We start from the raw sequence: 24523 nt of genomic DNA, 5'->3' as shown, positions 1-24523 counted from the left end.
GATCTCCTTCAGAGTGCGGGGTTGGCGGACAACAGGTCGGCGATGCCGGCCCGGTGGTAGAACTCCTGGCGGATCCGGTCGGCGACCGCCGAGACGACCTCGCTGCCGTCGCGGCTCGGGTCGACGTGGGTGCGGAACGGGCGGGCCTCAGAGGGCAGCCCGATGACGCGGACGATCTCGTCGGCGACGCTCTGGGCCTCGCTGCCGGGCGGGATCAGCGCGGCGAGCCGGTCACTGAGCCCGGCGCGCAGCTCGCCGTAGCGTTCGTCGTACGCCTTGTCCCGCTGGCTGTCGGCGGGCGTGCCGGCGTGCGCGAAGTGGTTGGTGCCGGAGGTGAACGCGCCGGGGACGACGATCGAGGTGTCGATGCCGAAGCGGATCAGCTCGCCGGCGTAGCTCTCCGCGAGCGCGTCCATCGCGGCCTTGGCGGCGAAGTAGGGCGCCAGGAACGGCGGGTGGCCGCCGCGGGTCGACGAGCTGCCGACCCAGACGAGCAGGCCGGAGCCCTGGGCCCGCAGGTGTGGCAGCACGGCCCGGTTGACCCGCTGGGTGCCGAGCACGTTGACGTCGTAGACCGCGGCGTATTCCTCGGGGCTGAAGGCCTCCGCCGGACCGAGGACCATGTGCCCGGCGTTGTGCACGACCACGTCGATGCGGCCGTGGCGGTCGACGACGGCGGCGACGGCGGCGTCCACCGACTCCTGGGACTGCACGTCGAGCTCCACCGCCCAGCCGTTCATCGCCGCGGCGGCGGGTGCGTTGCGGCCGGCGACGTCGCGCATTCCGGCGGCGACCTGGTGGCCCGCGCCGGTCAGGGACTCGGCGGTGAGCCGGCCGAAGCCGCTCGACGCTCCGGTGATCAGGACGACGGCCATCAGATGATCCCTCCGTTGGCACGGACGGTCTGGCCGTTGACCCAGTGGCCGTCGGGGCCGGCGAGGAAGGCGACGACGCCGGCGATGTCGTCAGGGGTGCCGAGCCGTTCGAGCGGCGGCTGCTTGGCCAGCTGGTCGATCTGGGCGTCGGTCTTGCCGTCGAGGAACAGGTCGGTGGCGGTCGGGCCGGGGGCCACGGTGTTGACGGTGATGTCGCGGCCGCGCAGCTCGCGGGCGAGGATCAGGGTCAGCGCCTCGACCGCGCCCTTGCTGGCCGCGTATCCGCCGTAGGTCGGGAACTGCAGGCCGACCACCGAGGTGGAGACGGTGACGACGGCGCCACCGTTGCGCAGGCGGCGGGCGGACTCGCGGGCCACCACGAACGTGCCGCGGATGTTCGTGCGGTGCATCCGGTCGAGGTCGTCGAGGTCCAGGTCGGCGATGGTCGACAGGGCCATCCGGCCGGCCGAGTTCACCACCACGTCCACGCCGCCGAAGGTCTCCTGCGCGGCGTCGAACATCGCGGCGACCGCCTTCTCGTCCGCCACATCGGCCTGCGCGGCGATCGCCCTGCCACCGGCGGCGGTGATCTCGTCGACGACCTCCGCGGCAGCGTCCGCACCGCCGGCGTATCCGACCACCACGGCCGCGCCCTGCGCCGCCAGCTTCGTGGCGATCGCGCGCCCGATGCCCCGCGAACCCCCGGTGACGATAGCTACCCGTTGTTCCGTCATGACGACTCCATATCAGTGATACTAGCGTTGATATGACGAATGTAGCACGACCGCCTTAGCACCGATACAGGTTTGGCGTAGCATTGATTCATGACGACGATCACCCCCGACCTGCGCGCCGCGATGATCGCCGCAGCCGAGCAGCAGCTCGTGGTCTCCAAGGACGGCGACATCGCCACCCGGGCGGTGTGCGAGGCGGTCGGCGTCACCCAGCCCGTGCTCTACCGGCTGTTCGGCGACAAGAACGGTCTGCTGGACGCGCTCGCCGACGACGGGCTACGCCGTTACGCCGAGCAGAAGGCCCGGATGCCGCAGACCGGTGACCCGGTGGCAGATCTGCGGGCCGGCTGGGACGACCACATGGCGTTCGCCCGCGACAACCCGGCGCTCTACCAGCTGATGTTCGCCCCGCGCCCGCGCTCGCACGCGCAGGCCCGCGGCAAGATCATGGAGCTGCTGGAGGCCAACCTGCTGCGCTGCTCAGCGGTCGGCGCGCTGCGGATCGCCCCGCCGCTCGCCGCCCAACTCATCCTTCCGGCGAACGTGGGGCTCGCACTCAGCCTGATCGCGCAGCCCTCCCTCTTCGCCGACCCCGGCCTCTCGCACCGCATGCGCGACGCGGTCTTCGCCTCGGTGCTGTCCTCCTCACCGAGCCAGCTGTCCTCTTCACCGAGCCAGCTGTCCTCTTCATCAAGACAGGAGGACGACTCACAGGTGAAAGACGACTCACGGGTGAGACCAGTGGCGATGCAGCTGCGGTCCCAGCTGGCGATCTCCGGCACCGACGCGCTGGAACCGGTCGAAACCGCTTTGCTCGACCGCTGGCTCGAACGCCTCACACAGTCCTGAGCGGGTGTCCGCCCATCGCCGGGTGGGTATGTGCCGGGGATGGGTGGATATACAGGGCAGATCGCGCTCGTCGTAGTGCTGGTTCTGCTCAACGCGGTCTTCGCCGGCAGCGAGATGGCGCTGGTCTCGTTGCGCGAGAGTCAGCTGCAACGGCTCGAACGCGAGACCAAGACCGGGGCCACGCTGGCCAAACTCGCCCGTGACCCCAACCGGTTCCTGGCCACGATCCAGATCGGCATCACCCTCGCCGGCTTCCTGGCCTCGGCGGCCGCGGCCGTATCGCTCGCCAAGCCGCTGATCGAACCGCTCGGCTTCCTCGGCGCGCTCGCCTCGCCCGCCGCGATCTTCCTCGTCACCATGGTGCTGACGTTCTTCACCCTGGTGGTCGGCGAGCTCGCCCCGAAACGCATCGCCATGCAGCGCACCGAGGGCTGGGCGCTGGCCGTGGCCCGGCCGCTCGACGTGCTCGCCACCATCACCCGGCCCGCGGTGTGGCTGCTCGGCAAGGCTGGGGACGCCGTGGTACGGCTGGCCGGCGGCGACCCGAACGCCGGCCGCGACGAGGTCACCACCGAGGAGATCCGCGAGATCGTCGCTGGGCAGGAGGACTTCTCCGCCGAGCAGCGCACGATCATCAGCGGCGCCTTCGAGATCGACGATCGGACGCTACGGGAGATCTTCGTGCCGCGGCGTGACGTGTTCATGCTCCCCGCGGTGCTGCGCGCGGACGACGCGCTCAAGCGGATGGTCGAGGCCGGTCACTCGCGAGCGCCGGTCACCGGGCCGCTGGGGCTGGACGATGTGCTCGGCGTGGTGCATCTGCGGGATCTGGTGGGGGCGGAAGGGCCCGTCATCGCGTACGTATATGAGGCGCTCTTCCTGCCCGGGACCGTGAAGATCGCCGGCGCGATGCGCGAGATGAGGCTGCAGCGGCAACAGCTCGCGCTCGTGGTGGACGAGCACGGCACGGTCGGCGGGATCGTGACGATGGAGGACCTCGTCGAGGAGGTCGTCGGCGAGATCTACGACGAGACCGACGCCGACGTGCGCGGCGTGATCCACGAGGAGGACGGCGCGATGCTGCTGCCCGGCACGTTCCCGATCCACGACCTGTCGGACATCGGCGTCGGCACCGAGGGCCTCAGCACCGGATACACCACAGTGGCCGGTCTCATGCTGTCGCTCCTCGGACACATCCCCGAAGAGCCCGGCGAGACGGCCACCCTGGACGGGCACATCGCCGAGGTCACCGAGGTCACAGGCCGTGCCATCACAGGGGTACGGCTCCGCGCACTCTCAGCAACCACTCAGCCGGACTTGTTAGCTTCTGCCCGACCTGACAGTCCTGTGTAGGGGGAAGTTCGTGGGCTTCAAGAAGATGCTGGGCGCCTTCGGTGTGGGCGGACCGAGTGTCGACACCGTGCTGACCGACATGAACACGCGGCCCGGTGCGCCCCTGGTGGGCCACGTGAACCTGGTCGGCGGCAACCATGACGTCGACATCGAGCACATCACGCTGGGGCTGGTCACCCGCGTCGAGGTCGAGGGGGGCGGCGGCGACTACGCCGCGAACGGCGAATTCCACCGCGTCGGGGTCAGCGGCCCGATGCGACTCGCCGAAGGTCAGCGCCTCTCGCTGCCGTTCCAGATCGTGATGCCCTGGGAAACCCCGATCACCGCGGTCTACGGCCAGCACCTGCACGGCATGACCATGGGCGTACGCACCGAGGTGTCCATCGCCAAAGCCGTCGACAAGGGTGACCTCGACGCCGTGGCCGTGCACCCGCTGCCGGTCCAGGAGCGCATCCTCGATGCCTTCGCCCGGCTCGGCTTCCGGTTCAAGCACGCCGACCTCGAATACGGCCAGATCAGCGGCGTCCACCAGACCCTGCCGTTCTACCAGGAAATCGAATACTTCCCAGCCCCGCAGTACGCGCAGGGCATCAACGAGGTCGAGCTGACCTTCGTCACCAACCCGCAGGCCGTCGAGGTCATCCTCGAGTTCGACAAGCGCGGCGGCATGTTCAGCGGCGGCCACGACTCCTACGGCCGTTACACCGTCCCCCACAGCGACGCCGACTCGGCCGACTGGGCCCAGGTCGTCGACGGCTGGGTCAGCCAGGCCCTCAACCAGTACCGCAGCTTCGCCCCGGGTTACGGCTCTCAGCCCGGTTATGGCGCTCCCGGTTATGGGCAGCCGGCCTATGGCGGTCACGGCGGCGGCTATGGCCACGGCGGCGGTCACGGTCATGGCGGCTCGGGCATGGGCGGTGTCGTCGCGGGCGTGGCCGGCGGCATGGCGGCCGGCTACCTCGCGGGCGAGGTCATGGACGAGGTCTTCGACGATGACGAAGGCGGCGGCGACGAGGAGTGATCCTCAGCTTCGGCGAACCCCCTGCGGACGTGATCCGCGGGGGGTTTCCCGTGGACATGAACATGCGGTGGCGCGCGCAGCAGATCAGCTTGTGAGGGCGTTACGGTGGTCCGGCTGCGGGCTGACTCCGCACCTCCCGTTTCGAGCAGCACGCACCCTCGCGGGCCGGGCCAGCTGACGGTACGCGCAGCCGCCGATTCGCCGTACCGATGGAATCGCGGCACCGGCGGACGTCGAGGTGCCGATGCACTTCCCGGCCGTCGCCGGCGATCTGCCGTTGAAGTACGTGAACCTCGACGGGGGCACGGCCACGCTCGGGTTCGGCGAGGATGCGAAGCAGACGGTCGCGCCCCTGCAGGTCCAGGCGTCGAAGCAGGATGTGGCGTCGCGGGATGCGCCGCGGACCGGACGGCGATCACCCGGGACGACCTGGAGAAGATGTTCCAGGGCGCGACGTTCGACAGGTGCGACTGACCTGAGCGATCTCCCGGTGCGGCCGGGATGTCAGGCCGTGTCGGTGGAATGTCGGTGGCGTGTCAGCGGGTGGGTGCAGGCTCACTGGCATGACATCGGAGTTGATTATCGAGGCCGTCGGGCTTCAGAAGCATTTTGGGGCGACAAAGGCGCTACAAGGCGTCGATCTCGCGGTGCGGCGTGGCACGGTGCTGGGTGTTCTCGGGCCCAACGGCGCCGGTAAGACCACCGTCGTCCGGATTCTTTCGACGCTGCTGACGCCGGATGCGGGCAGTGCCAGGATCGCCGGGTACGACGTGGTGCGCGACGCCGAGAAGGTGCGCCAGAAGATCGGGCTGACCGGGCAGTACGCGTCCGTGGACGAGGATCTCACCGGCCGGCAGAACCTCGAGCTGTTCGGGACGCTGCTGGAGCTGGGGCGGGCGGGGTCGCGCAAGCGGGCCACCGAACTGCTCGAGTGGTTCGACCTGTCCGACGCGGCGAACCGGGTGGCGAAGACGTATTCCGGTGGCATGCGGCGACGCCTCGACCTGGCCGCGAGCCTGGTCGGGTCGCCTGACGTGATCTTCCTGGACGAGCCGACGACCGGGCTGGACCCGAGCAAGCGTGAGGACATGTGGGACGTGGTCCGGCAGCTCGTCTCAAACGGGTCGACCGTGCTGCTCACCACGCAGTACCTCGAGGAGGCCGACGCGCTGGCCGACGAGATCACCGTGATCGACCACGGCCGGGTGATCGCCCATGACACCCCCGAGGGGCTGAAGCGGGTGGTCGGCGGGCTGACGCTGGAGGTGCGGCCCGCCGAGCCCGGGGACCTGCCGCGCGCGGCGGAGATCCTCACCAAGGTCTCGTCGGGGACGAAGGCCGATGAGATCCGCCGCGGTGTGCTGGCCGTGCCGGTTGCCGACGACTCGGCGATGACCGAGGCCGTGTCCTGGCTCGCCGCCGCGAAGATCCCGGTGACCGAGCTGTCGCTGCACCTGCCCAGCCTGGACGAGGTGTTCTTCACCCTCACGGGCCCCAAGAGCAACACCAAGAAGGAAGAGGTGGCGGTCTGATGGTCTCGCTCGCCATTGCCCCCAGCCCGCGGCCGCTCCGACTGGTGCGGCACTCGTTCGCCCTGGCGAAACGCAGTCTGATCAAGACGTGGCGTACGCCCGAAGCCCTCATCGACGTAACCCTGCAGCCCGTGCTGTTCCTGGTCCTGTTCGTGTACATCTTCGGCGGCGCGATCAGCGGCAACACCCACGACTACCTGCAGTTCCTGCTCCCCGGCATCCTGGCGCAGACGATCGCGACGGGGTGCATCTCGATCGGGGTCAACCTGAACACGGACATGGAGAAGGGCATCTTCGACCGGTTCCGTTCGTTGCCGATTCCCCGGGCGGCGCCGCTGCTGGGGGCGGTGCTCGGTGACATCGTCCGCTACGTGATCGTCACCGCGGTCACGGTCGGGTTCGGTTACATCCTCGGGTTCCGGGTCACCACGAACTTCTTCGAGGCGCTCGCCGGGTGTGCGCTGGCGGTGCTGTTCGCCCTGTGCCTGAGCTGGATGCCGGTGTTCGTGGGCATGAAGGTGCGTACGCCCGGAGCGGTCCAGGGCATGATGTTCGCCCTGATCCTGCCGCTGAGCTTCGCGTCGAGCGTGTTCGTCTCGCCGACGACCCTGCCGGGCTGGATGCAGGCGTTCGTGAAGGTGAACCCGTTGACCCACCTCGTGGGTGCGATGCGCGGGTTGTTCCTGGGCACGCCGATCGGCAATCACATCTGGTGGACGCTCGCCTGGTGCGCCGGGTTCGTGGTGGTGTTCATGCCGTTGGCGCTCAGGGCGTACCGGAAGAAGGTCTGACCAGGTCTGTCATGAGCTCGCGGATGCGGGCGGAGATGTTGTCCGGCCTGGTGTTCCGGCGGTGGTCCTCGTTCTCGAGGGCCGCCGCCAGCCGCATCGTCTCCCCCGGCGGGAAGAGGCTGGTGATGTTGGCCCCGCTCCGCATGCCCAGTGACCACAGCTCGCGTGCTGTCCGCTCGTCGCCGTTGTGCGCCGCGAGGACGGCACCGCCGACGGCCCACGCCCCGATCATCTGGGCGTCGTGCGAGGCGAGCGCCTCCTCCTGGGTCCAGGCCAGCAGGGATTTCGCGGTGGTGGCCGCGCCCGGCGTGGGATGAACGGCCGTGACCGAGAGGTAGAGCACCGCGGCCGCGATCCGCAGGCCGACCGACTGCTCGGGCAGCGGCCCCCGGGTGTCGTGACTCGGCTCCACCCTGGTGATGGCGTCGGCATAGCGCAGCACCTCACCCCAGCTCTGGCGCTGCCAGGCGAGGTGGGCGAGCCCCAGATAGGCCTGTGCCTCGTCCCAGGCCTCGGCCAGACCGGACGACGCGATGTCCCGCAACCGCTGCTCGGCGTCGGCGTCGCCACCCAGTGCCAGCTGGGCGTCGAGCACCACCCGCAGCGACCGGGCGTCCTGGGCCGCGCCGACGAGGTCCATGTTGCGCACGCCGCGGGCCAGCCACTCGACCGAGCGACCGGCGTCGCGGGTGATCACCGAGTTGCCCACCACCTGCGCTGCCATCGCCATGCCCCAGTGATCGCCGACCTCCTCGAAGTCGGCGTACGCCGCTTCGGCGTTCGCCAGGCCCTCCGCGAGCAGGCCGGAATTCTCCTGGAACGCGGCCCGGGCGAACAGGCCGAGCGCGCGTACGTACCGGTCGTCGCTCGCGATCATCCGTTCCACGCCGGCCCGGCTCTGCGGGGACTCGAAATTGTGGAACATGGGCAGCACGTCGGCCAGCGCGGTGTTGCGGGCGGACACCTCGGCCGCCCGGGTGGCCATCAGGGCGCGCAGGACCCGTGCCGACAGCGCCGCGAGCCGCGGTGGCCCGGTGATCCCGGAGTTGATGGTGATCAGCAGGCAGACCCAGGCGAGCCGGTCGGCGTCGGGCAGCGGGTCGGCGTCGAGGATGCGCCGGCGGTTCGCGGGTTCGTCGATGTGCAGCATCGTCCGGCCCAGCGCCGACACCTCGAGGTGCAGCCCGCGGACCGTCCACAGGTGCAGGACCGCGGCGGCGACGTCGACCATGGCCGCGGTGTCGTCGTGGGCCATCGTCCAGCGCAGCGCGCCGGCCAGGTTTTCCAGCTCGCGGGACGCGGTGGCGAACGCGTCGAGCTGGTGCGGCCCGATGAACCGCCCGGCCAGCTCGACCGAGACCGTGCGGGCCCACGCCACCAGCCCGTCCATCGCCGGGTTGCGGTCGCCGAGCCGGGCCTCGCCGTATTCGCGGACCGTCTCCAGCATCCGGTAACGCGGCGGCCCGCCGTCCCCGTCCTCCAGCACCAGCAGGGACTGCTCGACGAGGGCGGCGAGGCCACGGCGTACGTCGGGACGCCCGGCCACGGACGCGGCCGTCGCCGCGGTGAAGGGTGCGGGGATGACGGCGAGGCGCTGCATCAGCTCCTGGTCGGCGGGCGCCAGCAGCTCGCGGCTCCAGTCGACCATCGCCCACAGGCTCGCGTGTCGTTCCGGCAACCCGCGCAGCGCGTCGTCCAGCAACGCGAACCGGTCGCCCAGGCCGGACAGGACGTCGTCGATCGGCATGTACCGCAGTCGAGCGGCGGCGAGCTCCAGCGCGAGCGGCAGATTGTCGAGCCGGTGACAGAGCCGCAGGGCCCGCTCGTCGTCCCAGGTGGGCACCGCGCCCCCGGCCCGCGCGCGGCGTTGAAGCAGGTCAAGGGCCTGCTCGTCGGGGAGTGCCGTGAGCCGGTGCACGATCTCCCCGGCGAGGCCCAGCGGCGCCCGGCTGGTGGCCAGCACGGCGACCTCCGGCGCGGCGGCGATCAGATCGGCGACCACGGTCGCGGCCGCGTCGAGCACGTGCTCACAGTTGTCGAAGACGATCAGCCCGTCGAGGTCCGGAGCGACCGCGCGCAGCCGTTCCGGCGGGGTCAGGACCCGGCGTTCCAGGGTGATGGTCGAGGTCGTCTCCGCCCCGCCCAGGGCGGCGAGCACGGCCGGAAGAACCTCTCCGGGGGTACGCACACCGGCCAGCTCGATGACCCGGACAGCCCCCTCGGCCCGCCTCGACACCTCGGCCGCAAGCCGGGTCTTACCCGCGCCCCCGGTCGCCACCACGGTCACGAGCGGGGCTTCGGCGAGCCCTTCGACAACCGTCACGAGGTCGCGTTCGCGCCCGACGAGCGTGGTGCCGGACCGTCGCCACGACGCGGGCATGGCTTTCGTCTTCGGCTTGAGTCTCGTCGCGGATCCCGGGGCCAGCTCGCCGCGTAGCAGCGCGAGGTGCACATCCGTGATGACCTGCGAGGGATCGGTGCCGTACCGGTCGGCCAGCTCGGCACGCAGCCGCTCGACGACCTCGAGCGCCTCGGCGTCGCGGCTCTGCGCGGCCAGCACCCGGACCAGCAGCGCGGCGGCGGGCTCGTCGGGCGGTGTCCGCATGACGAGCCGCCGCAGATCGTCCTCGTCGGGTGCACCCGCCCCGGCCAGCGCGGCCTGAGCACGCACGGCGGCGACGTCGCCGAAAAGACGTGCCACCTCGGCATCCACCAGATCGGGAACCGGCGGGAACAAGGCCCGCGCCTCGTCGGCGTCCTTGCGCGCAGCCGCCGGATCACCGCCGTTCAGCGCGTCACGGGCCCGATCGGCGAGCATCCGGGCGGCGACGACGTCGGTCTCGACCTGGTCGGCCGGCACCCGATAACCACCGGCAACAGCATTTACGGGTACGCCCAGACGACGCACCCGCGACACGAGAGCCTGCACAGCCCCGGCGGCGTCCTCGGGCGGATCGCCGTGCCAGACGGCCTCGGCGAGCGCCCCGGCGGAAACCGGCCGCCCCCGCGCCCCGACCAGCTCGCGCACCACGACGGCCAGCCGCTCGCCCCGCACCGGCTGCCCGTCGACGGCCAACGGCCCGAGCGTCGTGATCCGCACCCGTCAAGTATGTCGGGGCAGCACCAGAGCCACGCCGTCGAGGACGCGCCCGAGTCCGAACTCATAAACATGCTCGGGGTCGTACGCGCTGCCGTGCGCCGCCCCAGCCGCTGCCCCGACCCTGCTGGCCAGCGGAAACTCGCCGGGACCAACCAGCCGGCCGAGCACCGGCCCGGCGGCGGCCCACCACTGCTCGTCGGTCATCGCGGTGGCTTCCCGGGCGACGCGGGCCTCGTGCTCGGTGCGGGCGGCGGCATGCACGAACAGCAGCAGGTAGGTCAGGCAGTCGTCCATCTGCACATCGGTCAGCCCGAGGCCGTCGAGTGCGGACAGCTCATGCTCGTACTTGCCGAGCGCGCCGGGCCCGAGCGCCGGCCGCTGCGTGGAGACGGCGATGGTCCACGGGTGGTCGCGAAACAGCGTGCGGTTGTCCGCGGCCACCGCCGTCAGCTTTTCTCGCCACGGCCGTCCCGCGGTGCCGGTCCGGGGCATCCGGGCGTACGCCGAATCGATCATGAGGTCGAGCAGTTCGGCCTTGCCCGGAACATGGGTGTAAAGGGTCATCGGCGACGTGTCCAGCGCCTGCGCGACCCGCCGGATCGACAGCACCGCCAGCCCCTCGGCATCTGCCACGGCGATCGCGGCGTCCACAACCTGGTCCAGGCTCAGCCCTCGCCGCGGCCCCCGCCGGGGAATCGCCCCCTCGTCACGCCAGAGCAGCGCGAGCGTCCGCGCGGGGTCGCCGCCATTTGTCATCTCCGTGGGCACGCCCACATTCTGCCCTTGCCTAACTCTGTACACTGTACGACGTGAACATCACCGCTTCCGCCGTGTCCCTGAACGTCGACGACGTAGCAGCCTCCACCGACTTCCTAAAACGGCACTTCGGCTTTCACGAGCAGATGGCCGCCGACGGCTTCGCCTCCCTGACCCGCGACGACGCCGGCCTGAGCGTCGTCTTTCTGCGCCGCGGCCTGGCGACCCTGCCCGCCGACCAGCGCGACGACCACGCGAAGGGGCTGATCCTCGCCTTCGTGGTCGACGACCTGGAGGGCGAGCTTGCCCGGCTGCAGGACGAGGGCGTCACGATCACCATGCCGCTGACCACCGAGGAATGGGGCGAGCGAGCCTTCCAGGTCCGCGACCCCAACGGCGTCATCGTCCAGCTCGTCGACTGGAACGGCGCCGCGTGATCCGCTCAGGACGGCGAGTTCTGCACCTCGCAGAATTCGCCCGCCGGTGAGTACAGGGCGGTTTCCAGCGCGCCACCGCCCCGGCTCGTGCAGGACCTGTGGCACATGCGCGCAAGAATCGTCAAATCATGGTGCCGGTTGGGGGGTACGGTCGCCTCGTGTCGTCGGGAACCAGGGAGTTGCTTCGCCTGCTCGCCGCTGTCAACGGCCGGCTGAGCGGGGATGTCTCGCTGCCTGTGCTGGCGGCGTGGGCGCGTCGGTCCCGGTTTGATCTGCATCGGCGGTTCCGGCGGGCGGTGGGCGAGACGCCGAAGGCGTACACGACGCGGGTCCGGCTGACCCGCGCCGCGGCCGAGCTGGTGTCCGGCGACCGTCGGGTGTCGGCGGTCGCCGCCCGCCACGGCTTCGCCAGCCACGAGGTATTCACCCGGGCCTTCACCCGCCACCTCGGTCTCAGCCCGATGCGTTACCGCGCCCGCGGGCTGCACGTCGCCGGCCGACGTGTTGCCGCAGTGCACGCCTCGGCGGTGAGCTCGGCGGCGCCCTGCGTCAGCCTTTACCACCTACGCCTCAGCGAGAGGAAACCCGCAGTGCCGCTGCAGATCTCGGTTCGTGACGTGCCCGCCTTCCACGCCCTCGTGCTGCGTCGCCGGGTCACCCGGGACGAGATCGCGGGTGCGCTCGCCGAGTGCCTTCCCGCGGTGTTCGGCTACGCCCAGCAGCACGGGCTGGCCATCACCGGGCCGCCGTTCGCCCGATATCCCGAGGTGGGGATGGGGTCTCTCGTCATCGAGGGCGGCGTGACGGTCGCCGAGCTCCCGTCGACGACGCTCAGCGACGGGATCGAGGCGCTGAGCGTCCCCGCCGGCCGGGCGGCGGTGGCCGTCCATCGAGGACCCTACGAGGGTCTGGCCGGGTCCTACCAGGAGATCGAGAAGTGGTTGCGTGACCAGGGACTATCCGCGGCGGGAGCGCCCTGGGAGACGTATCTGACCGATCCCGGGGAGCACCCCGACCCGGCGACCTGGGAAACCGAGATCGTCCAGCCCGTGGGCTCAGGGCGCATCTGACGGATCACGGCAGCCTGCGCCGGGCCCAGCCTCCGTCTCGCGCGGGGCAGGAAGTTGCGCCGAAATCGACTGTTCCGCAACCTTCTGCGGCTTCAGGTGTCAAGCGTGGGCCAATCGTGTCTGGGCGAGAAACATGTGTTCTGCTGTCAGACGCGATTGGCCGGATTTGACGAGTAACGCCGCAGAAAGTTGTCGTTCTCGGCGTCCGGCGCAACATTCAGCCTCGCGGCGTGGACTGCGAGGACCAGCCGGTCAGGGTCGGGTACGTCTTGCCGCCCCCAGGTCATCCGGCTGCCAGGGCCGGGGCCGTGGTGCCGACGACGAGTGCGGCGGTGAGGAGGGCAGTCAGGACAAAACTTCGGACAAAGCGGATAAAACGCACATGCCGTTCAACTATCCCGGCTGCAGGAAAGACGCGTCGAGCGTGCCCTCTTGCCGGTCGGTTTCGAGTAGGTCGGCTCTGTCGGCGGTGAGCTCGTCCTCGCGGGCTGTCTGTGTGCGCAGGCCCAGCAGGTCCAGCCACTCGACGAGCTGGCGGTGCACGGCGTCGGGGCCGATCAGCTCCGCGTGGGTGATCGGCCACTCGGCGGGGTGCACGAGCATCGCGTCGGTCTGCCAGCCGCCGATGCCGCCGTGCGAGCCGACCAGCTCCTCGAACGCCGCGACCTCGCTGGTCACCGGGTCGACGCTGCTGATCAGCACGAGGTCGCCGACGTGGGCGGCCTCCTGGTGGCGCAGCAGGTCGGCGCGGGCGTGGTCACCGTACGGAAGCAGGGGGTCGATGCCCTCCACCTCGCCGTCGGTGAGCCGACGCCGCCCCGCCGGACCGTAGGCGACCGGGTAACCCTCCTCGCGGACGACGACCAGCCCCACGCCGGGGTGACCGGCGAGGCCTGAGACGAGCTGCGGGTATGCCTTGTCGATCCGGGCCTTGTCGAGGCGCTCCTTGTAGCGGGTGAGGTATAGCAGCGCGAGGTTGCCCGAGGAGACCACCAGCAACGGCGCGACCGGCGAGGGCGGGAAATCCGGCTCCGCGGTCGCCTCGTCCTCGGCCGCGCTTTTCGGAGCGTCGGCCGGGTCGGGCGCCGAGAAGCGCTCGACCGCCTGGTCCAGGGTCTCGCCGTGCCGCTGCCGGAACGTGGCGCCCTGGCTCTGCCCGTGATCGGAGAGCACCACGATCTTGTACGCCCGGGCCGCCTCCGGGCCGAGCCGTTCGAGCACCCCGAGCATCCGGTCGAGGCTCTCCAGCTGCCGCATCGATTCCGGGCGCGCGGGCCCGGCGTGATGCGCGACCTCGTCATAGTCGACCAGATCGCAGTAGACGGCCGGGGCGCCACGGGCCATCTGCTCGGCGATCAGGGAGATGTTCACGTCGCGCAGCAGCATCGAGGCCGGGCGCAGCGCCAGGAAAGCCCCCGAGCGGCTGACCCGCGGTTGCAGGTTGCGCCGCCGCTGCAGGCGGGCCTGGTAGAGCTCGGTCATCACCTCGCCGACACCCAGCACAAGCGCGCGGGTGAAGCCGAACGGGCTGGCCATGAACGCCGCCCAGCCCCGGGCCGAACGCCCGGGCAGGGCCGCGTGGCTGACCGTCAGCAGGTTGATCGCGGCGTCGCCGGAGAACGCGTTGCCGATGCTGACACCGCCGTCGCGCAGTAGCCCCCGCCCGTCGGAGAGCCGCGGCTGGATCTGCGCGGCGTCCCGGGGCCGGTTGGAAACCATCAGCCTGCCGGTCTCCTTCTCGAACCAGCGGAAGCCGGGGATCTGCCGGGAGGCGCCGTGCAGGATGCCGGCCTGCGAAGCGGGCGTCGTCGACGGGATGCCGGTGTGCCAGCCGCGCATGGTGTGCGTGCCTGAGCGCAGCCAGTGCCCGAGCGTGGGCAGGTTGCCGGCCCGGACCGCCCAGCGCAGCACCGGCTCGCTGACCCCGTCGAGCTGGACCATGAGCAGCCCCGGCTCGGTGCCGGGGGCCGGGCGCCGGAAGGTGAGCAGCCGCGCGCCGGCCTGACGGGCCTGACGGCGCCGGATGCCACGCATCAGCCGCTTGGCTTCCTTGATGAACGTGTCCTCGGTGCCGCTGTCGACCATCCAGTCGAGGATCGCGGCACCGATCACGGCGAGCAGGGCGGCGACACCGACGGTGGGCCAGCCACTGAGCCGTTTCGACGGGTCGAGCTCCAGGGCAACCGCCATCACGATGACCTGGGCGGTCACGCCGAGCAGCATCGCGCCCCAGCCGCCCAGCGCGGTGACGCCGAACAGCAGCAGGGGCCGCAGAACCGCGCCGACCCCGGCGACCAGCAGCACGAGACCGATCGTGTCGAGGACGTCGGTGCTGCGCACGCCGGGCATCAGCCACAGCGTGAAAGTCAGGACGAGAAACGTGATGATGCCGTTGCGGAGCACAGCCTTGACCCGGTCGAGAACCCGCGGCCAGGCGAACAGCGCGCGCCACTCGTCCGTGCGGCTGCCCCGGGTTTGTACGACCACCGGAAAACGATCGCACAGCCGGGCCCACCTGCGCTCGCTACGTAGTGAAGGACACTCCCGCACCAGGTGAAGCGTCGTATTACTGACATCCATCGTTCGGATTACCCGGGAACTTCTCACCTTGCCCTGCCGGTAGCTTCGGATTCCACCGAAGGCCCGGAGGTCCGCGTGCGGGTCAGACCCGTTGTTGCCGTCATCGCCCTGCTGCTCGCCGGATGCTCGTCCCCCGGGCCCGCGAAGCCCGTAACGGCCGTCCCAGTGGAAACGCGAGTGGTGGGCTACTTCACCGACTGGGGTGTCTACGGCCGCAACTTCCAGGTCCGCAACGTCGAGGCCAGCGGTGCGGCGAAGAGCCTCACCCATCTGCTGTACGCGTTCGGCCAGGTCAAGGATGGCACCTGTACGCCGAGAGACACGTGGGCCGACTACGAGAAGCCGATCGCCGCCGCCGACAGCGTGGACGGCACCGCCGACCTGTCGGGCAATGCCCTGCGCGGCAATTTCGGGCAGCTACGCAAGCTCAAGGCGCGCCACCCTCAGCTACGCGTGCTGTGGTCGTTCGGCGGGTGGAACGGTTCCGGCGGTTTCCCGGCCGTGGCCAGGGACCCCGCGAAGTTCGCCGCCTCGTGCGCGAAAGTGCTCCGCGATCCCCGCTGGGCAGGGCTCTTCGACGGCATCGACATCGACTGGGAATACCCGAACGCGTGCGGTCTGAACTGCGACACGAGCGGCCCGGACGCTCTGACCCGGATCGTGTCGGCACTGCGTTCCGAGCTCGGCCCGGACGCCCTGGTGACCGCCGCCATTCCGGCGGATCTCGCGAAAATCACCGCCACGGATTACGCGGGCGTGGCGGCGCAGGCGACGTGGCTCAGCGCCATGACCTATGACTTCTTCGGCACCGGGGACACCGCGGGACCTACTGCACCGCATTCGCCGCTCAGCGCGTACCCGGGAATTCCGAAGGAGACAGCGACCACCGACGCCGCTGTCCGAGGCCTGCGCGGCCTGGGAATTCCGGCCGGGAAGATCCTGCTCGGCGTGGGTTTCTACGGTCGCGGCTGGACCGGGGTCAGCGCCGCCGCACCGGGCGGTAAAGCGACCGGCGCAGCCCGGGGCACCTACGAGAAAGGCATCGAGGACTACGCCGTTCTCAGCCAGAAATGCCCACCGACAGGCACGGTCGCGGGCACGGCCTATGCGTTCTGCCGCGGCCAATGGTGGAGCTACGACACCCCGGAAACCATCGGGACCAAGATGTCGTACGCCCGGAGCAACGGCCTCGGTGGCGCTTTCGCCTGGGAACTGTCCGGCGACACCGCGGACGCGAAACTGCTGACCGCCATGGCCGAAGGTCTCACCCGACCCTGACCCAGACGTCGTCCAGAATGCCCTGGAACTGATCGTTGTCCCGGAACGCGCCCTTGCCCCCGATGCTCAGCGGAAGCTCGTTCGTAATGGCCAGCTCCGCGGAGATCGTGCGAGTGCCCCGCACCACGCCGTCGACAACGATGGTGAACTGCGTGCCCCGGCGCAGACATCGCAGGGTGTGCCAATGGCCATCGGTCACGGACACCGAACTACGCACCATCTTTATGCCCGGCCGCGCGCCGACGAGCACACAACTCGGCTGCCCGGCCTCGCCGTCGATCTGCATTTTCCACTGGCTGCTGGTCGCCGAGTAACCCTTCTGGACGATGTTCTGGCCCTTCGTGGTCTGGCTCTTGGCAAGCAACACGGAAGCGCCGAACGACAACGGCCGCGTGCCGGGATTGAGCGACGCGGTGCTGGGGCTCTGCAGGGCGATATGCGGGCACGTGCCCTGATCCTTCCTGCCGCACCTCGCCGGGAAACGCAGGGCCTGGCCACTGCGGTGCGCGACCACTCGCACGGCCCCGCCACCGCTGCTGACCTGCCCGAGAACGTGCCCGTTACCGGACTCGTCGGCGATCGCCCCGGACCGCCCGCCATCGAAGTCGTACCGCGCGACGAAACCATCGGTGGCGGCCCGGGCGGACGCTGCACCGGCGCCCAGCACCATTCCGGTGAGGGCCACAGCAAGAACGGCACGACGAAGAGTCATGCCCGAATTATTACTTGCGAAGTGAATCTTCCCTTTATGACCTGACGGCTTCGGCGATCCGCCGGGCTACTTCGGCCTCGGCGTGCACCTAGAGACGGGAGACCGCTGCCCTGGCTGCTGCCGGGTCGGTCGCGGCGAGGGCCTGCTGCGCTGCCACCCGGGCCTCTTCCAACGTGTACGCCGCCAGCGCCGCCCGCACCGGGGGAACAGCGGCGGGCGTCATCGACAGGCTCGTCACCCCCAGCCCGGCCAGCACCACCGCGAACGCCGGGTCGGCCGCCGCCTCACCGCACACCCCGACCGGGCGCCCGGCTGCCGAACCCGCCGCCGCACAGAGCGCGACGAGTGACAGCAGGGCCGGTTGCCACGGATCGAGCAGGTCGGCGAGTTCGCCGCTGCGGCGGTCGGCGGCGAACGCGTACTGGCTGAGGTCGTTGGTGCCGACGCTGAGGAAGTCGACGGCCCCGAGGATCTGGGCGGCGCGGACCGCGGCGGCCGGCACCTCGATCATCACGCCGACGGTCGGGAGCCCCGCGTCGCGGCAGAGCGCGGCGAACTGCGCCGCCTCGGCGACGGTGGTGACCATGGGGGCCATCACCTCGACCCGGGCCCGCGAGCTGCGGGCCGCGGCGGCGATCGCGGCGATCTGGGTGCCCAGGATCTCGGCACGGCGGCGGACCACGCGCAGGCCACGGATGCCCAGCGCCGGGTTGGGTTCGTCGCCCGCGGACAGGAACGGCAGCGGTTTGTCGGAGCCCGCGTCGAAGGTGCGCACCACCACGCGCCGGCCCGGCATCGCGGCGAAGACCTGCTCGTACGCCGTGACCTGCTCGTCGAGCCCGGGCGGGTCGACGTGATGCTGGAAGAGCAGCTCGGTGCGGAACAGCCCGACCCCTTCGACACACGCCCCCGCCAGCTCCGCCGCGCCGCCGATGTTCGCGAGCAGCGCGATGCGGTGCCCGTCGGCGGTGGATCCGCGCGGATCGCCGTTGTCCGTGGGCACTGTCACCGCGGGGACCGGCGGGACGCTGCCGAAGGTGACCCGGCCGGTGGTTCCGTCCACTGTGATCACGGTGCCGTCGGTGATGTCGAGCGCTCCCCCGCAGGCCACCACCGTCGGCAGGCCGCGGGCGCGGGCGAGGATCGCGGTGTGGCTCACGAAGCTGCCGGCCGAGGTGACCACGGCCAGCACCTGCGACAGGTCCAGCAGGGCCACGTCGGCGGGGGCGAGGTCCACGGCGATCAGGACGTACGGGCGGCCGGGCGCGGGCATCGCGGGCATCGGCAGGCCCAGGCACGACGCGACGATCCGGTCCCGCAGGTCGTCCAGGTCGGCGGCCCGGGCGGCGAGCAGCCCCCCGACGGCGAGCAGCGCGGCCCGGTGCTCGGCGAGGACGGCGGCCACCGCGTGCGGCGCCTCCAGACCGTCGCGGATGGCCACGGCGACGCCGTCGCGGAGCGTACGGTCAGCAACCAGGTTTGCCTGTCCGCGCAGAATCTCCGCGGTTGTCGGATCCGCTGCGGCAGCCGCGCGGCGGCCGATGTCATCGTGCACCGCGTCCATGGCCGCGAACGCCCTGGCCAGCTCGCCGTCCACGTCGGTGACCGCGCGCGGGCGTGGCAACCGTGGCGGATCACCCACGCGGTAGGCAGGACCGGTCGCCGCACCGGAACTGGCGCCGAGCCCCCGGAGCAGATCAGGCACCGACGGCGTCCGGGTCGACGGCGAAGAACTCGGCGAGCCGCTCCAGTGATTCGGCCGCGCCGTCGCCGTACGCCTCCAGGATCAGCTCTGTGCCGCAGAGCGCGCCCAGGCCGAGCAGCGAGAGCACGCTGTCGGCCGGCACCGGTTTGCGGTCGAGGGTGCGGACCGTGACCTGCGTCGGCAGCGTGGCCGCGGCCTCGGCGATGCGGGAAGCCGCGCGCAGGTGCAGACCGGCGCGTCCGGCGAGGAGAACCGTGCGGATCATTCTTCGTCGTCCGCCTCGAGCATGGCCACGATCGCCTCCGGGTCGGTGGCCGAGCGCAGGATCTCGGCCTTGCGGGGGTCGAGCAGGATCAGGGCGAGCTGGGAGAGCAGAGCGACGTGCCCGTCACCGCGGGCCGCGATCGCCACGCAGACGGTGACCCTGCCGCCCTCCCAGTCGACGCCGCCGGGGAAGCGCAGCACCGCCAGCGAGTCGCGGCGCACCAGCTCACGGGACATGTCGAGGCCGTGCGGGATCGCCACGCCCTCACCGACATAGGTGGACATCGCCCACTCGCGGTCCAGCATGGCCTCGCGGTAGGCGGGATGCACCGCGCCGATCTCCTCGAGGACGTCGGCGCAGCGGTGGATGGCCGACTCGCGGTCGGTGGCGATCTCGTGCACACGCACGGATCGTGGTTCGAGCACACCGCTGATGTTCGTCGTCATCCCGCCAGCCTCACCAGCGCACGTCCCAGCACGCCGTCATTGTCGCCGCTCTCCCAGACGACCACCAGAGCGGGCGGCTCCCGCGACGGTACAGGTACCTCGGTCGTGAAGGCATTCGTCACGATCAGCACCCCGTGCACCTGACGTTGCGCGAAGACCCGGTGCGCGTCCGCGACGGCGACCGCCGGCAGCGGGCCGTCGGCCACATGCCGCAGTGCGACCCCGAACAGCCGGTGGAAGACGCCGGCGAGCAGGTTGCTGCCGTGGTCGTCCGGCACCCATTGCAGGGTCGCGGCGGTGCCACGCAGGGCATCGATGACCGCTTTCTCGTACGCGACCCGGCGCAACTCCGCATCCCGTAGCGGATCGAGCACGGCGACGAGCCGGGTCCGCTGAGCCGCGGGCATCGCGTCGAGCAGCATCGCGGCGTGCTCCGGCGCACCCCGTTCGAGCTGCGGGCGCGCCCGTTCGATGGGGAGCACGGCCAGCACCGCCGCGGCCTCGACGACCGGGAGCAGGGCGAGCTCGGCGGCGAGGCGGGTGTCGTCGAGATGGCCGAGCAGCGCCAGCCGCCGGGCCGGGTCGGTGGCGATCAGCATCCGCGCGATCATCCGGCCGTCCATCACGGCGAGGAGCCGGTCGATCCGGTCCTTGGGCATGGCGAGCAGCGCCCCGGCGGCGCGCTGGGGCGGAGAGGCACGGAGCATCGTCACGACGTGGTCCGTCGGCATGGAGCCGAGCACGGTCAGCTCCCCGGCGTACCGAAGACAACGCCACCCTGCTTGACCGCGGCGACCACCCGGGCCACCGCGGGGTCGCCGAGGAACATCCGGAAGCCGACCACCACCGAGCCGGGCGCGCCGGCCCGGGCCCGGCCGGCGAGGCCGAGCTGGCAGAGGACCACGTCGGCGTCGTCGGGGATGGTCGCGATCGAGTGGTGTTCGACGATCACCGGAGCCCCGCGCAGCTCCCGCCGCAGCTGCGAGGCGAGCATCACGCTGCTGCCCATGCCGGCGTCACAGGCCACCACCACTTTGCGGATGTTGCCGCCGTGGATGCTGGTCATCTCAGAGCTCCCCCTCGCTGCGGGACAGGTCGTCGCGGGTCAGCCGGCCGACACCGAGCAGCAGGGAGCCGATCAGGAAGGACACGCCCGCGGCCACGGCGACACCGGCGAGGACACCGAAGTAGCCACCGCGGGGGGTCTCGGCGAGATAGGCGAAGATGCTGCCCGGCGACGGCGTGGCGACCAGACCGGCCCCGGTCGCCATGAACGTCACGATGCCCGCGGCGCCGCCCGAGATCGCGGCCAGCACCATGCTGGGCTTCATCAGGACGTACGGGAAGTAGATCTCGTGGATGCCGCCGAGGAACTGGATCGCCATCGCGGCCGGCACGCTGGGCCGCAGCGAGCGCGGGCCGAACAGCAGATAGGCGAGCAGGATCCCGAACCCGGGCCCCGGGTTGGTCTCGAGCATGAACAGGACCGACTTGCCGGCCTCGGAGGACTCCGCGATGCCCAGCGGCCCGAGCACGCCGTGGTTGACCGCGTTGTTGAGGAACAGCACCTTGGCGGGCTCGATCAGCACCGCCGCGAACGGCAGCAGGTGATGCTGGACGAGGAACCGGACGCCCTCGCCCAGCGCGTCGGTGAAGATCCGCATCACCGGGCCGACGGCCAGCGCCCCGAACAGCGCGGCGAACGCGCCGACGATGCCCGCGCTGAAGTTCTCGACCAGCATCTCGAAGCCGGACCGGATGCGGTTCTCGGTGAGGCCGTCGACGTACTTGAGCGCCCACGCGGCGAGCGGCCCGACGATCATCGCGCCGAAGAACATCGGCGACGGCGACCCGACGACCAGGCCCATCGTGGCGACCGCACCGACCACGGCCCCGCGCTGGGCGTGCACCATGCGCCCGCCGGTGTATCCGATCAGGACCGGCAGCAGCACGTGCGACATCGGGTCGATCAGGGCCGCGAACCGCTCGTTGGGCCACCAGCCGTGCTCGAAGAAGACCGCGGTGATGAGCCCCCACGCGATGAACGCCGCGATGTTCGGCATCACCATGCCGGAGAGATAACCGCCGAACCGCTGGACCTGCGCTTTCAGCCCTGACTCCCGGGTGGGAGGCGCGTACAGCTCCGACAAGGCACGGCTCCTCACGCTCTGGTGGAATCGTTGTACCGACGAGATCACCTACTGTCAATCTCCCCAGCGTGCGCGCGGGATTTTTGCGACGATCGATCAAGTGGCCGACACCGTCCAGCCGTGGTGGCGCCGCGGGCCCGTCGTGGCCGCGGCGGTCCTCGCCGTGCTCGCCGTCGAGCTGGTGTTCGGGTGGCGATCGCTGGTGGAGGCGCTGGGCCAGCTGCGTACGCCGCACTGGAACTGGGTCGCCGGCGCCCTGGTCGCGGAGATCGCGTCGATGGGCAGTTACGCGCGCATGCAGCGGGCTTTGCTGCGTGGTGCAGGCACAAAAGTGGGCATCCGGCGGCACGTGGCGCTCGCGTACGCGGCCCATTCGCTGAGTGCGACGCTGCCCGGCGGACCGCTCTTCTCCACCACCTTCAACTTCCAGCACTTACGCCGCTTCGGTGCCTCGTCGGCGGTCGCGTCCTGGTGCATCGCGCTCAGCGGGGTGCTCTCGGCGGGCGCGCTGGTGGTCATCGGCGCTGTCTTCGGGATCCTGACCCGCAGCACCGGCAGCTGGCGCACGCTGCTGGTCTACATGGGCGGGGCATTGCTGGTGGCTGTCGGCGTCCGGCTCGTGGCCCAGCACCCCGAATGGCTGATCAACCCGGCGCGGATGCTGCTCGGCCTGCTCAACAGGGTGCGGCACCGGCCCGTCGACACCGGCCAGGCGGGGCTGACGAGCTTCATCGACCAGTTGCGGTCGGTGCGGATGCGGCCGGCGGAGCTGACGTACGCGATCCTGCTCGCCGTCGCGAACTGGCTGCTCGACGCGCTGTGCCTCTGGATGTGCTGCATCGCGCTGGACGCCGAGGGGATCCATCCGAGCCAGCTCGTCATCGCGTACTGCGCGGGGATGGCCGCGGCCAGCGTCCCGATCGTGCCGGGCGGGCTCGGCGTCGTCGACGGCGCGCTGATCCTGGGCCTGGTCGCGGGCGGCCTGGCCACCGGTTCGGCGGTCGCGGCCGTGGTGCTCTACCGCCTGATCAGCTTCGTCTTCGTGATCGGTACGGGCTGGCTCGTCTGGCTCGTGATGCGTTCTAGGGCAGGAACTCCTCCGGGCGTGATGGCCCGTTAGCGCCCCGGCGGCCGAAGATCTTCCAGCCGCGCTTCTTCTTCTCGGGCTCCTTGACCGCTTCGCCGTTCAGGACGGCGAGCCGGTGCTGCGCGACCGGGTTCTCCGGCTCCATCTTGAGCGAGATCAGGAACGCCTGCCTGGCCTGGTCGGAGTGGCCGAGCGCGTCGAGCGTCACGCCGTGGGTGAAGTAGTAGTGCGCTTCGTGGGGGTCCAGCCCGACGGCCGTACGCGCGGCCTGTTCGGCGTCCGCGTACTGCCGGTCGGCGGCGAGCAGCGCCCATGCGACCCGGTCGTGCCACAGCGGGTTCTTCGGCTCGACGATCACCGCGCGGTAGGCCATCGTCACGGCCTCCTCGTGCCGGCCGAGCAGCGTCAGGGCCCGGCTCGCCGTCGCCAGCGGGCGCGGGTCCTCGGGCGCGACGGCGACAGCGCGTTCGGCCGCCTCCAGCGCCTGCGGAACCTGGTCGAGTGCCAGCCGGATCCGGGCCATCAGGATCCACCCGGGCCCCGACACCGGGTCGGCGGCGAGGATCGGCTCGAGGTGCTGGGCCGCCGCGGCGGGGTCGACCCGTTCGAACAGGGCGGCGGCCCGGGCCACGCCGATCTCCGTCGGGGTCTTCAGACCTTCGGACCCGATCCGCAGGACACCCGGCACGGCGTCAACATCGGTCATCGGCGCGCACCGGCCATGCGGAAGACACGCGCGCCGGACATGCGGAAGATAAAGGTCACACGGCCATCATCGGCACCAACGGTACGGATCTGAGCCCGTTCACGCTTTTTCGGTGGGCAACCAGCCCCCGGAACGCCGGTGGTCGTGCGCTTCCTCCACGGGCATCGTCGCGTACGCCCGTACGGTGAATGTCCCGAATGCGACCACCCGCGGTGGCACCGCCGTGAAGCGCGCCCCCGTCGGCGGCAACTCCGCCAGACCCGTCAGGTGCTCGACCACCGGGATGCCCGCGCCCAGCAACAGGCTGTGAGCGGGACGGGTGCCAGCGGCATCCGGGGAGGTGTCGTCGATGTTGACGGCGTCGATGCCGACCAGGGCCGCACCCCGGTCGACCAGCGACTGCGCGCCGGCTCCGGTCAGGAACGGGGCATTTTCCGCGTACGCCGGAGTGCCCCAATGCGCGTCACCTCCCGTGTGCAGCAGCACCGCCCGCCCCGCGACGTCGAGGTCCTCCAGCGCCTCGACGCCCACGCCGCGGACGCCGCTGCCGGCCGTGCGGACCACGACCGCGGGCAGGTCGGCGACCCGGTCGAGCGGGATCCCGGCCAGGTCGGCGCCATCGGCGTACCGGTGGAACGGGCTGTCGAGGTAGGTGCCGGTGTTACCGATCATCGTGATGACGTCCATGGCGAACTCGGTGCCCTCGGCGTAGACGCCGCGGGAGTCCTCCCTGGTCAGGTGGGGTGTGATCACCGGCGCCGGCAGACCCGGGTAGGTGACCATGCCGGCCTCGATGACGTGGCTCAGCTCCACCCAGCGCAGCCGGCGCCGGATGTCGGACGGCCCGGCGGGGGTGCCCAGGTGCGGGTCGGCGAAGATCCTCACGTTCGACAGCTCGACGGCGCCGACCATGAGCAGCCGGCACGCCGACACGAAGAGCGCGGAGATCTCCGCCTCGGTCACGTCGGCGTGCGGCACGTCCACCCGGAAGCCCTGGGTCTGCAGGCCACCGCCGTTGCTGAACGTCACGACAGCGTCGAATTCGGCGCGGTACTGCAGCGGCACGTGGTCCCCCG

Annotated in this window: 23 protein-coding genes; 9 read left to right on the top strand and 14 right to left on the bottom strand. The window is 70.8% G+C overall.

The window, feature by feature from the left end:
* Positions 1 to 8: 8 nt before the first annotated feature.
* Entirely contained in the window at positions 9 to 875 is an 867-nt protein-coding gene (locus Ahu01nite_RS14860; protein ID WP_203837095.1) for an SDR family NAD(P)-dependent oxidoreductase, read from the bottom strand.
* Positions 875 to 1609, bottom strand: coding sequence for an SDR family oxidoreductase (locus Ahu01nite_RS14855; protein WP_203837094.1), 735 nt, complete (start codon positions 1607 to 1609; stop codon positions 875 to 877). Before Ahu01nite_RS14855 ends, Ahu01nite_RS14860 begins: the two co-directional genes overlap by 1 nt.
* Positions 1610 to 1699: 90 nt before the next feature.
* Between Ahu01nite_RS14855 and Ahu01nite_RS14850 the strand changes: the two genes are divergently transcribed.
* From Ahu01nite_RS14850 to Ahu01nite_RS14830, 5 genes are all read left to right on the top strand, one after another.
* A complete protein-coding gene (locus tag Ahu01nite_RS14850) occupies positions 1700 to 2458 on the top strand; it encodes a TetR/AcrR family transcriptional regulator (protein ID WP_203837093.1) in 759 nt (252 codons plus the stop codon).
* Positions 2459 to 2497: 39 nt separating this feature from the next.
* Complete coding sequence (locus tag Ahu01nite_RS14845) at positions 2498 to 3811, top strand: hemolysin family protein (RefSeq protein ID WP_203837092.1); 1314 nt, start codon at positions 2498 to 2500, stop codon at positions 3809 to 3811.
* Between the two features lie 10 nt (positions 3812 to 3821).
* Positions 3822 to 4832 (top strand): sporulation protein, encoded by a 1011-nt coding sequence (locus Ahu01nite_RS14840; protein WP_203837091.1) that lies wholly within the window; start codon positions 3822 to 3824, stop codon positions 4830 to 4832.
* A 563-nt stretch (positions 4833 to 5395) separates the two neighbouring features.
* On the top strand, positions 5396 to 6364 hold the full coding sequence (locus tag Ahu01nite_RS14835; protein WP_203837090.1) for an ATP-binding cassette domain-containing protein: 969 nt from the start codon (positions 5396 to 5398) through the stop codon (positions 6362 to 6364).
* A complete protein-coding gene (locus Ahu01nite_RS14830; RefSeq protein ID WP_203837089.1) occupies positions 6364 to 7155 on the top strand; it encodes an ABC transporter permease in 792 nt (263 codons plus the stop codon). Before Ahu01nite_RS14835 ends, Ahu01nite_RS14830 begins: the two co-directional genes overlap by 1 nt.
* Here the strand turns inward: Ahu01nite_RS14830 and Ahu01nite_RS14825 are convergent.
* A complete protein-coding gene (locus Ahu01nite_RS14825) occupies positions 7130 to 10255 on the bottom strand; it encodes an ATP-binding protein (RefSeq protein ID WP_203837088.1) in 3126 nt (1041 codons plus the stop codon). The two genes, Ahu01nite_RS14830 and Ahu01nite_RS14825, sit on opposite strands and share 26 nt — an antisense overlap.
* Before the next feature lie 3 nt (positions 10256 to 10258).
* A complete protein-coding gene (locus Ahu01nite_RS14820) occupies positions 10259 to 11011 on the bottom strand; it encodes a TetR/AcrR family transcriptional regulator C-terminal domain-containing protein (protein ID WP_438874784.1) in 753 nt (250 codons plus the stop codon).
* Between the two features lie 53 nt (positions 11012 to 11064).
* On the opposite strand from Ahu01nite_RS14820, the gene Ahu01nite_RS14815 reads away from it, so the two are divergent.
* Positions 11065 to 11448: a VOC family protein gene (locus Ahu01nite_RS14815; RefSeq protein ID WP_203837086.1), complete on the top strand. Its 384-nt coding sequence runs from the start codon at positions 11065 to 11067 to the stop codon at positions 11446 to 11448.
* A 158-nt stretch (positions 11449 to 11606) separates the two neighbouring features.
* Positions 11607 to 12518, top strand: a complete 912-nt coding sequence (locus Ahu01nite_RS14810; RefSeq protein WP_203837085.1) for a helix-turn-helix domain-containing protein — start codon at positions 11607 to 11609, stop codon at positions 12516 to 12518.
* A 393-nt stretch (positions 12519 to 12911) separates the two neighbouring features.
* Here Ahu01nite_RS14810 and Ahu01nite_RS14805 read toward each other — a convergent pair whose 3' ends face one another.
* Complete coding sequence (locus tag Ahu01nite_RS14805; protein ID WP_239158849.1) at positions 12912 to 15005, bottom strand: alkaline phosphatase family protein; 2094 nt, start codon at positions 15003 to 15005, stop codon at positions 12912 to 12914.
* Between the two features lie 168 nt (positions 15006 to 15173).
* Between Ahu01nite_RS14805 and Ahu01nite_RS14800 the strand changes: the two genes are divergently transcribed.
* On the top strand, positions 15174 to 16376 hold the full coding sequence (locus Ahu01nite_RS14800; RefSeq protein WP_239158848.1) for a glycoside hydrolase family 18 protein: 1203 nt from the start codon (positions 15174 to 15176) through the stop codon (positions 16374 to 16376).
* On the opposite strand, the gene Ahu01nite_RS14795 is transcribed toward Ahu01nite_RS14800, so the two are convergent.
* The 7 genes from Ahu01nite_RS14795 to Ahu01nite_RS14765 all read right to left on the bottom strand — a co-directional run bounded on the left by Ahu01nite_RS14795 (position 16363) and on the right by Ahu01nite_RS14765 (position 21573).
* Positions 16363 to 17088 (bottom strand): LamG-like jellyroll fold domain-containing protein, encoded by a 726-nt coding sequence (locus tag Ahu01nite_RS14795; protein ID WP_203837082.1) that lies wholly within the window; start codon positions 17086 to 17088, stop codon positions 16363 to 16365. The genes Ahu01nite_RS14800 and Ahu01nite_RS14795 overlap by 14 nt on opposite strands.
* An 88-nt stretch (positions 17089 to 17176) precedes the next feature.
* The gene (locus Ahu01nite_RS14790; protein ID WP_203837081.1) at positions 17177 to 18793 is read right to left on the bottom strand and encodes a putative PEP-binding protein; all 1617 of its coding nucleotides are present in this window, start codon (positions 18791 to 18793) and stop codon (positions 17177 to 17179) included.
* Entirely contained in the window at positions 18786 to 19058 is a 273-nt protein-coding gene (locus Ahu01nite_RS14785) for an HPr family phosphocarrier protein (protein ID WP_203837080.1), read from the bottom strand. The genes Ahu01nite_RS14790 and Ahu01nite_RS14785 overlap by 8 nt, the downstream gene beginning before the upstream one ends.
* Positions 19055 to 19504: a PTS mannitol transporter subunit IIA gene (locus tag Ahu01nite_RS14780; protein ID WP_203837079.1), complete on the bottom strand. Its 450-nt coding sequence runs from the start codon at positions 19502 to 19504 to the stop codon at positions 19055 to 19057. Before Ahu01nite_RS14780 ends, Ahu01nite_RS14785 begins: the two co-directional genes overlap by 4 nt.
* Positions 19501 to 20217: a magnesium transporter gene (locus Ahu01nite_RS14775; RefSeq protein ID WP_203837078.1), complete on the bottom strand. Its 717-nt coding sequence runs from the start codon at positions 20215 to 20217 to the stop codon at positions 19501 to 19503. The genes Ahu01nite_RS14780 and Ahu01nite_RS14775 overlap by 4 nt, the downstream gene beginning before the upstream one ends.
* A 32-nt stretch (positions 20218 to 20249) precedes the next feature.
* The gene (locus Ahu01nite_RS14770) at positions 20250 to 20570 is read right to left on the bottom strand and encodes a PTS lactose transporter subunit IIB (RefSeq protein WP_203837077.1); all 321 of its coding nucleotides are present in this window, start codon (positions 20568 to 20570) and stop codon (positions 20250 to 20252) included.
* Position 20571: 1 nt separating this feature from the next.
* On the bottom strand, positions 20572 to 21573 hold the full coding sequence (locus Ahu01nite_RS14765; RefSeq protein WP_203837111.1) for a PTS transporter subunit EIIC: 1002 nt from the start codon (positions 21571 to 21573) through the stop codon (positions 20572 to 20574).
* A gap of 181 nt (positions 21574 to 21754) precedes the next feature.
* On the opposite strand from Ahu01nite_RS14765, the gene Ahu01nite_RS14760 reads away from it, so the two are divergent.
* Positions 21755 to 22774, top strand: a complete 1020-nt coding sequence (locus tag Ahu01nite_RS14760) for a lysylphosphatidylglycerol synthase transmembrane domain-containing protein (protein ID WP_239158847.1) — start codon at positions 21755 to 21757, stop codon at positions 22772 to 22774.
* On the opposite strand, the gene Ahu01nite_RS14755 is transcribed toward Ahu01nite_RS14760, so the two are convergent.
* Both Ahu01nite_RS14755 and Ahu01nite_RS14750 read right to left on the bottom strand, forming a co-directional pair.
* The gene (locus Ahu01nite_RS14755; RefSeq protein WP_203837076.1) at positions 22737 to 23447 is read right to left on the bottom strand and encodes a tetratricopeptide repeat protein; all 711 of its coding nucleotides are present in this window, start codon (positions 23445 to 23447) and stop codon (positions 22737 to 22739) included. The two genes, Ahu01nite_RS14760 and Ahu01nite_RS14755, sit on opposite strands and share 38 nt — an antisense overlap.
* Positions 23448 to 23546: 99 nt before the next feature.
* Positions 23547 to 24512 carry a cyclase family protein gene (locus Ahu01nite_RS14750; protein WP_203837075.1) on the bottom strand — a complete coding sequence of 322 codons (966 nt, stop codon included), beginning with the start codon at positions 24510 to 24512 and terminating at the stop codon, positions 23547 to 23549.
* Between the last annotated feature and the right edge of the window lie 11 nt (positions 24513 to 24523).

The organism is Winogradskya humida, from assembly GCF_016862215.1.
Classification (GTDB): domain Bacteria; phylum Actinomycetota; class Actinomycetes; order Mycobacteriales; family Micromonosporaceae; genus Actinoplanes; species Actinoplanes humidus.
The sequence above is the reverse complement of the archived record's forward strand: the minus strand, read 5'-3'. Positions and strand labels throughout refer to the sequence as shown.